Origin of the sequence: Dietzia sp. SLG310A2-38A2 (assembly GCF_014145095.1) — a bacterium.
In the GTDB taxonomy this organism is placed as follows: Bacteria; Actinomycetota; Actinomycetes; order Mycobacteriales; family Mycobacteriaceae; genus Dietzia.
Window position 1 is genome coordinate 1 of the sequence record NZ_JAALDX010000421.1, and the last position, 1,352, is coordinate 1,352.

2 protein-coding genes are annotated in these 1,352 nt (G+C 70.1%); one reads left to right on the forward strand and one right to left on the reverse strand.

The features are described from left to right. The coding region (locus tag G6027_RS14310) for an NUDIX domain-containing protein (protein ID WP_182637756.1) at nt 1-263 on the reverse strand (263 nt) is incomplete at its 3' end. Nucleotides 264-335: 72 nt separating this feature from the next. Here G6027_RS14310 and nadA point away from each other — a divergent pair. Further along, the coding region (gene nadA, locus G6027_RS14315; RefSeq protein ID WP_241727144.1) for a quinolinate synthase NadA at nt 336-1,352 on the forward strand (1,017 nt) is incomplete at its 3' end.

A 1,352-nucleotide genomic window follows, 5' to 3' on the forward strand; every position in this document is an offset into this window, starting at 1 on the left:
TGGGCGGGGTCGGAGAACTCGGCCACGGATTCCAGATGGCTGAGCGATCGCACGTCGACCTTCTCGGCGAGCTGGCGGGTGGCGGAGGCGGGCAGGTCCTCGTCGTCGCGGACCTCACCGCCGGGCAGCGCCCACCGGCCGGCGGCGGGCCCGAGGGAGTGCTGCCAGAGCATCACGTGGAGCGTGGGCGCGGTGGCGCCTGCGGCCGGTCGCACCTGGGTCACCACGACGAGCACCTCGTGACCGGTGTTACACTGCATCATGTTTTCGATTGTAAGTCGAAAACGGGGCCGGTGGCGTATCGGCCCACAGAACCGACCCGGGAGGGGGCAGCGATGAGCACTGCCACAGGACACGGCACCACGGTCGCGCCGCGGCCCGACACCACCGTCGGACGGCTCGACTCGCCGCTGGCCGCGAACATCCGCCACGACGGCAAGGTGTACACGGGCGTCGAGCCCGACGCGGAGTGGGCGAACGAGATCCGCCGCCTCGCCGCCGAGCGCGACGCGGTGATCCTCGCCCACAACTACGAGGTTCCCGCGATCCAGGACATCGCCCACCACGTGGGGGACTCGCTGGCCCTGTCGCGCATCGCCGCGGAGGCCGAGCAGTCGACCATCATCTTCTGCGGTGTCCACTTCATGGCGGAGACCGCCAAGATCCTCTCGCCGGACAAGACCGTCCTCATCCCCGATGAGGCCGCGGGCTGTTCGCTGGCCGACTCCATCACCGCCGAGCAGTTGGCCGAGTGGAAGTCCGAGCACCCCGATGCCGTGGTGGTCTCCTACGTCAACACCACCGCCGCGGTGAAGGCCCTCACGGACATCTGCTGCACTAGCTCGAACGCGGTCGAGGTGGTCGAGTCGATCGATCCGGACCGTGAGGTGCTGTTCCTTCCCGACCAGTTCCTCGGCGCGCACGTCCGGCGCAAGACGGGCCGCGAGAACGTCCTCGTGTGGGCGGGCGAGTGCCACGTCCACGCCGCGATCAACGGTGACCAGCTCACCGCCAAGTCGCAGGCCCACCCGGGCGCCGAGCTGTTCGTCCACCCCGAGTGCGGCTGCGCCACCAGTGCGCTGCACCTGGCCACCGAGGGTGCGGTGCCGGCCGACCAGGTCAAGATCCTGTCCACCGGCGGGATGGTCGACGCCGCCCGCGCCTCGGGTGCCCGCGAGGTGCTGGTGGCCACCGAGATCGGGATGATCCACCAGCTGCGCAAGGCCGCCCCGGAGATCGATTTCCTCCCGGTCAACGACGAGGCCAGCTGCCCCTACATGAAGATGATCACCCCGGCCGCGCTGCTGCGCGCGCTCGTCGAGGGCGCCGACGAGGTGCACGTCGACCCCGCC